We start from the raw sequence: 6,601 nt of genomic DNA, 5'->3' as shown, positions 1-6,601 counted from the left end.
GTCCTCCACGCCCTCGGCGGTCACCACGTTGCCGGCCACGAGCGGCACGCCCAGGCCGGCGGCGCGCACCTGACGCAGGACCTCGATCATCTTCTCCTGGTGTCCGTGCGCCGTGTCCATGACGAGGACGTCCGCCCCCGCGGCGACGAGCGCCTCCGCGCGGCCCGCCGCGTCGCCGTTGACCCCCACCGCCGCCGCGATGCGCAGCCTGCCCTCGCCGTCGAGCGCGGGGCTGTAGACCGAGGCCCGCAGGAGGGACTGCGGTGTGAGCACACCCGCGAGCTCTCCGGAGTCCACCACCGGGACGAACGCGGAGCGGGAGGCGACGAAGTCGTCGTAGAGCGCGGAGAGCGCGGCCCGCGTGGGGCGGGCGTGGGCCAGGGCGTCGAGCTCGAGGGTGCGCGAGGACGAGTCCAGCAGCCGTGAGAGCGGGGTGAAGCGGTCGACGGACTCCAGCGAGTCCGCGGACACGACTCCCAGCACGCGGCGCTCGGCGTCCGTGACCACCACGTGCCCGTGCGAGCGCTTGCGCACCAGGTGCAGGGCCTCGAGCGCGGTGTCGTCCGGTCCCAGACGCACCGGGGTCTCCAGCACCGGATGGCGCTCCTTGACCCAGCGGATCGTCGCCGCGGCGGCGTCGAGGGGGATGTCCTGCGGGAGGACGGCCAGACCTCCCCGGCGCGCCAGCGTCTCCGCCATGCGCCGGCCGGAGACGGCGGTCATGTTGGCGGCGACGAGGGGAATGGTCGTGCCGGTCCCGTCCGCGGTCTCGAGCGACACGTCGAAGCGGCTGGCCGCCTGCGAACGGGAGGGGACGAGGAACACGTCCGAGTAGGTGAGGTCCGTCTCGGGACGGCCGGTGATGAATCGCATACGACCATTGTGAACCATCCTCGTGCAGCCGCACCCAACGCGGATACACTGGCCGCACTGGGATATCTCCATACGAGGAAGAGGGCGAACAACCCCGTGTCTACGAGCACCCCCGCGACCACTGCGTCCGACTTCGGTTCGAACGAGTGGCTGGTTGAGGAAATGTACGAGCAGTACAAGGCCGACAGGAACTCCGTCGACAAGTCCTGGTGGCCTGTCTTCCAGGAGTTCGAGCGGAACGGAGGTGCCGTGGGCGCCGCGAAGACCGCTCCGGCGCAGTCGGCCGCTCCCGCGCAGACCGCCGAGCCCGCCAAGGCGCCGGCGCGGACAGCCGCCGCAGCCACCGACTCCCCCAAGGGCGTGACCCCCTCCGTCGCGGAGTCGGAGACGACCAAGGCAGAGAGCAAGTCCGCCGGGGCGAACAACCTCCCGGAGAAGCCCCAGGCGCAGCAGGAGGACGTCGAGGACGTCGTCACCAAGCTGCGCGGGCCCGCCAAGCTCATCGCCAAGAACATGGACGACTCGCTCACGCTGCCCACCGCCACCTCCGTGCGGGCGCTGCCGGCGAAGGCGCTGATCGACAACCGCATCGTCGTCAACTCCCACCTCCGCCGCACCCGCGGGGGCAAGGTCTCCTTCACCCACATCATCGGCTTCGCCGTGGTGCGCGCGCTGCGGGAGATCCCCAGCCAGAACGTCTACTACGACGTCCGCGACGGCAAGCCGGTGATGGTACAGCCCGGCCACGTGAACCTCGGCATCGCCATCGACGTCCCCAAGAAGGACGGCACCCGCAGCCTCCTCGTGCCGAACATCAAGAAGGCGGAGACGCTGACCTTCACGCAGTTCGTCGACGCCTACGACGACCTCGTGGCACGCGGCCGCGACGGCAAGCTCACGGCGGCGGACTTCGCCGGCACCACCGTCTCGCTCACCAACCCCGGCGGGATCGGCACCGTCCACTCCATGCCCCGTCTCACGGTGGGCCAGGGCTGCATCGTCGGCGTGGGTGCGCTGGACTACCCCGCGGAGTTCCAGGGCGCGAGCCAGGAGACCCTCAACAAGCTGGCGGTCTCGAAGGTCCTCACCCTCACCTCCACCTACGACCACCGCGTGATCCAGGGAGCCGGCTCCGGGGAGTTCCTCAAGCAGGTCCACGGTCTGCTCCTGGGCGAGGACGGCTTCTACGACGAGATCTTCGCGTCCCTGCGCCTGCCCTACGAGCCGGTGCGCTGGGTGCCGGACGTCTCCGCCGACGACTACGACGTGGTGAACAAGACCGCGCGCGTCATCGAGCTCATCGACGCCTACCGCTCCCGCGGCCACCTCATGGCCAACATCGACCCGCTCGTCTACCGCCAGCGCTCCCACCCGGACCTGGACATCAACACGCACGGCCTCACCCTCTGGGACCTCGAGCGCGAGTTCCCCACCGGCGGCTTCGGCGGCAAGCGCATGATGCCCCTGCGGGACATCCTCGGGCTCCTGCGCGACTCCTACTGCCGCACGACCGGCATCGAGTACATGCACATCGCGGACCCGGAGCAGCGCCGCTGGTTCCAGTCGAAGCTGGAGGTCCCGCACGAGGACCTCACCCGCGACGAGCAGGGCCACATCCTGGGCCGGCTCAACGCCGCGGAGGCCTTCGAGACCTTCCTGCAGACCAAGTACATCGGGCAGAAGCGCTTCTCGCTGGAGGGCGGCGAGTCCACCATCGTCCTCCTCGACGAGATCCTCAACCAGGCCGCGGACTCCGGCATGGACGAGGTCACCATCGGCATGGCCCACCGCGGCCGCCTCAACGTCCTCACGAACATCGCCGGCAAGTCCTACGGCCAGGTGTTCCAGGAGTTCGACGGCTCCCTCTCCCCGGCGAACGTGCAGGGCTCCGGCGACGTGAAGTACCACCTCGGCACCGAGGGCTCCTTCACGTCCCCCAACGGCAACACGACCAAGGTCTACGTCGCCGCCAACCCCAGCCACCTGGAGACGGTGGACCCGGTCCTCGAAGGCATCACCCGCGCCAAGCAGGACGTCATCGACCCGGACCAGACGGCCTTCACCGTGCTCCCCGTGCTGGTCCACGGCGATGCCGCCTTCGCGGGTCAGGGCGTCGTGGCGGAGACCCTCCACCTCTCCGAGCTGCGCGGCTACCGCACCGGCGGCACCATCCACCTCGTCATCAACAACCAGGTGGGCTTCACGACCTCCCCGGCCTCGGCCCGCTCCTCGTTCTACTCGACGGACGTCGCGAAGATCATCGGCGCTCCCGTCCTCCACGTGAACGGCGACGACCCCGAGGCCGTCTACCGCGCCGCCCAGCTCGCCTTCGAGTACCGTGAGGCCTTCAACCGCGACATCGTCATCGACCTCGTGTGCTACCGCCGCCGCGGCCACAACGAGGGCGACGACCCCTCGATGACGCAGCCCATCATGTACTCCCTCATCGACCAGAAGTCCACGGTCCGCCGCATCTACACGGAATCGCTCGTGGGCAGGAAGTGCATGACCGCGGACGAGGCGCAGGAGGCGCTCGCGGACTTCCAGCAGAAGCTGGAGACCGCCTTCGCGGAGACCCGCGAGGCGGAGAAGTCGGAGAACCGTCCGTCCGCGTTCGGCATCGATCAGAACTCGCGTCAGATCGAGGGCTACACCGCACCGGAGACAGCCGTGAGCACCGATGTGCTGGAGCGGATCGGCGATGCCTTCATGGACATCCCGGAGGGCTTCACCGTCCACAAGAAGCTGCGCAGCCTGCTGGAGAAGCGCCGGGAGATGACGCGTTCGGGCGGCATCGACTGGGGCTTCGCGGAGCAGCTCGCCTTCGGTTCGCTCCTGCTCGAGGGCGTGCCGGTGCGCATGTCCGGCCAGGACGTCCGCCGCGGCACCTTCACCCAGCGCCAGGCCGTGTTCGTCGACTACGAGAACGGCAACGAGTGGACCCCCCTCGCCAATCTCTCCGAGGACCAGGGCCGCTTCTGGATCTACAACTCGCTGCTGAGCGAGTACGCCGCGATGGGCTTCGAGTACGGCTACGCGGTGGAGAGGCCGGAGGCCCTCGTCCTCTGGGAGGCGCAGTTCGGCGACTTCGCCCAGGGCGCGCAGTCCGTCATCGACGAGTTCATCTCCGCGTCCGAGCAGAAGTGGCAGCAGACCTCCGGTGTGGTGCTCCTGCTCCCCCACGGCTTCGAGGGCCAGGGTCCGGACCACTCCTCGGCGCGCATCGAGCGGTTCATGCAGCTCGCGGCGGAGGACAACATGACGATCGCCAACCCGGCGGACGGCGCATCCTACTTCCACCTCCTGCGCCGCCACGCGCACGCCGGTGTGAAGCGTCCGCTCGTCGTGTTCACCCCCAAGTCGATGCTCCGCCTCAAGGCCGCCTCGACGTCCGTGGAGCAGTTCACCAGCGGCAGCTTCCAGCCGGTCATCGCGGACACCGCGGTGGAGCCCGCGAAGGCCAAGCGCGTGGTCATGGTCTCCGGCAAGCTCTACTGGGACCTCCTCGCCAAGCGCAGCAAGCTCGAGGACACCGAGACCGCGCTCGTCCGCTTCGAGCAGCTCTACCCGCTCGACGAGCACTCGATCGAGCAGGCGCTGGGCGCCTACGGTCCGGACGTCGAGTTCGTCTGGGCTCAGGAGGAGCCGGAGAACCAGGGCGCATGGCCCTTCATGGCGCTCAACCTGCCCGCAGTGCTGGGCGGCCGTGAGCTCCGCGTCATTGCCCGTGCGGCCTCGGCCTCCCCGGCCACCGGTCTCAAGCACGTGCACGACGCCGAGCAGGCCGATCTCGTCGAGCAGGTCTTCGCTCGGTGATCGCCAAGCGCAGGCAGACCATCGTCGTGGTCGGCGACCAGCTGGTCGCCGGCCACGGCGATGGGCGCGGAATGGGCTGGGTGGGCCGCGTCGCCGCACGCACCTATCCCTCCGCCCCGGAGGCGGACTTCCACGCCCTGGCCGTCGCCGGGGAGGACACCACCGGGCTGTCCGAGCGCTGCATGACGGAGGCCTGCCGCCGGTTCTCCGACGACACGGAGAACCGCCTGGTGCTGGGTCTGGGCGCGGCGGACGCGGACACCGGCATCTCGGTGGCTCGCGCGCGCCTCAACATCGCGAACGTCCTCGACACGGCGCTCACGCAGGAGGTCTCCGCCTTCGTGGTGGGGCCCACCCCGGTGCGCGACGCCGACAGCAACCGCCGGCTCGCGGAGCTCAGCACCGGCTTCTCCGATGTCGCCCATCGCCGCGGCATCCCCTACGTGGACGCCTTCACCCCGTTGCGCTCCCACCCGGTGTGGCAGCGCGAACTCGCCGCCTCGCGCTCAGGCACACCGGCGCAGGAGGGCTACGGTCTCCTCGCCTGGCTCGTGCTCAATCGCGGGTGGTTCGAGTGGCTGGGCGTCCCGGACGTCCTCGGCGAGGACTGAGCCTGCGCGCTTTTGCCGCTCGTCTGCGGCTGTGGGAGAATCAACGGGTCTATCCGAAGGAGTGAACATGAGCAAGCGAGCACGCAAGCGCCGCGACCGCAAGAGGCGCGGCGCCAACCACGGCAAGCGTCCCAACACCTGACAGGCAGGGTGCCGGATCCCCTCCGGCACCCGCCTCGCACGAAGGCCCGGCCGCATCGACATCGATGCGGCCGGGCCTTCAGCGTGTGCCGGCGGCCGTCAGCCGCCGTCGATCCGCCGGATCACCGTCGTCCGGCGCTCCACCACGATCCGCTGCTGGATGCGCTCCCGCAGACCTTCCGGCGCGCTGCCCGTGCAGGAGCGCTTCACGAGCTCCTTGAGCAGTGCCTCCACCTCGTACTCGTCCTGGCAGTTGGTGCAGCAGTCGAGATGGGTCTGGATCTGCCGGATCTCCGCGGCCTCCAGCTCGCCGTCGAGGTAGTGGTAGATGCGCTCGAGGCTCCGCTCACGCGCAGAACCGCAGCGGTCCTCGTCCTCCTGTGCTCCTGCGCTCATGAATCCTCCTCCTGCGTGTCCTGGGACGCCGCCGGGGCGTCCGCCCCGCGTTCGTCCGGGTGGACGAACCCGCGCTCCCGCGCGTAGTCGTGCAGCATGTCCCGCAGCTGCCGCCGGCCCCGGTGCAGCCGGGACATCACGGTGCCGATGGGGGTCCCCATCACCTCCGCGATCTCCTTGTAGGGCATCCCCTCCACATCCGCGTAGTACACGACCATGCGCCGGTCCTCCGGCAGCGCGGAGAGCGCGTCCGTGACGTCGGAGTCAGGCAGATGGTCGAGCGCCTCGAGCTCCGCGGAGCGGCCGTCGGAGGACGAGTGCGTCGAGGCGCGGTGGATCTGCCAGTCCTCGATCTCGTCCGCCTGCGATTCCTGCGGCCTCCGCTGCTTCCTGCGGTAGCTGTTGATGAACGTGTTGGTGAGGATCCGGTACAGCCACGCCCGGAGGTTGGTGCCGGGGGTGTACTGGTGGAACGCCGAATACGCCTTCGCGTACGCCTCCTGCACGAGGTCCTCCGCGTCCGCGGGATTCCGGGTCATGCGCAGCGCTGCACCGTACAGCTGGTTGACGTACTCGAGAGCGTCGCGTTCGAAGCGCGCGTGGCGCTCCTCGTCCGTCTCCGCTGGGGGAGTCTCCGTGGCTTCAGTCATCATGACCCATCGTAGGTCCTCCTCCGCGGGAACTGCAGTCAGCGTGCTCATCCCACCTCCTCGTTCTGCAGGGACAACAGAGGGGACGCGGAGGGTATTCCGGCGGGGTGGGCC

The 6,601-nt window shown here is 69.4% G+C and carries 5 protein-coding genes; 2 read left to right on the top strand and 3 right to left on the bottom strand.

Annotated elements, in window-relative coordinates; genetic code table 11:
• The coding region (locus Q0A33_RS06635; RefSeq protein WP_291794650.1) for an IMP dehydrogenase at positions 1-873 on the bottom strand (873 nt) is incomplete at its 3' end.
• Positions 874-969: 96 nt separating this feature from the next.
• On the opposite strand from Q0A33_RS06635, the gene Q0A33_RS06630 reads away from it, so the two are divergent.
• Both Q0A33_RS06630 and Q0A33_RS06625 read left to right on the top strand, forming a co-directional pair.
• Positions 970-4,689 carry a multifunctional oxoglutarate decarboxylase/oxoglutarate dehydrogenase thiamine pyrophosphate-binding subunit/dihydrolipoyllysine-residue succinyltransferase subunit gene (locus Q0A33_RS06630; RefSeq protein WP_291794649.1) on the top strand — a complete coding sequence of 1,240 codons (3,720 nt, stop codon included), beginning with the start codon at positions 970-972 and terminating at the stop codon, positions 4,687-4,689.
• A complete protein-coding gene (locus tag Q0A33_RS06625) occupies positions 4,689-5,300 on the top strand; it encodes a GDSL-type esterase/lipase family protein (RefSeq protein ID WP_291794652.1) in 612 nt (203 codons plus the stop codon). Before Q0A33_RS06630 ends, Q0A33_RS06625 begins: the two co-directional genes overlap by 1 nt.
• A gap of 240 nt (positions 5,301-5,540) precedes the next feature.
• Here Q0A33_RS06625 and rsrA read toward each other — a convergent pair whose 3' ends face one another.
• Positions 5,541-5,837 carry a mycothiol system anti-sigma-R factor gene (gene rsrA / locus Q0A33_RS06620; RefSeq protein WP_291794648.1) on the bottom strand — a complete coding sequence of 99 codons (297 nt, stop codon included), beginning with the start codon at positions 5,835-5,837 and terminating at the stop codon, positions 5,541-5,543.
• The gene (locus tag Q0A33_RS06615) at positions 5,834-6,490 is read right to left on the bottom strand and encodes a sigma-70 family RNA polymerase sigma factor (RefSeq protein WP_291794651.1); all 657 of its coding nucleotides are present in this window, start codon (positions 6,488-6,490) and stop codon (positions 5,834-5,836) included. The genes rsrA and Q0A33_RS06615 overlap by 4 nt, the downstream gene beginning before the upstream one ends.
• Positions 6,491-6,601: the final 111 nt, after the last annotated feature.

The sequence above is a fragment of the Brevibacterium sp. genome (genome assembly GCF_022712115.1).
In the GTDB taxonomy this organism is placed as follows: Bacteria; Actinomycetota; Actinomycetes; order Actinomycetales; family Brevibacteriaceae; genus Brevibacterium; species Brevibacterium salitolerans.
This window is presented reverse-complemented; position numbering and strand designations above follow the sequence as displayed.

Bases quoted from the DNA above. Each gene is read 5' to 3' on its own strand.
- rsrA (WP_291794648.1), bottom strand. From the start codon at position 5,837: ATGAGCGCAGGAGCACAGGAGGACGAGGACCGCTGCGGTTCTGCGCGT.
- Q0A33_RS06615 (WP_291794651.1), bottom strand. From the start codon at position 6,490: ATGATGACTGAAGCCACGGAGACTCCCCCAGCGGAGACGGACGAGGAG.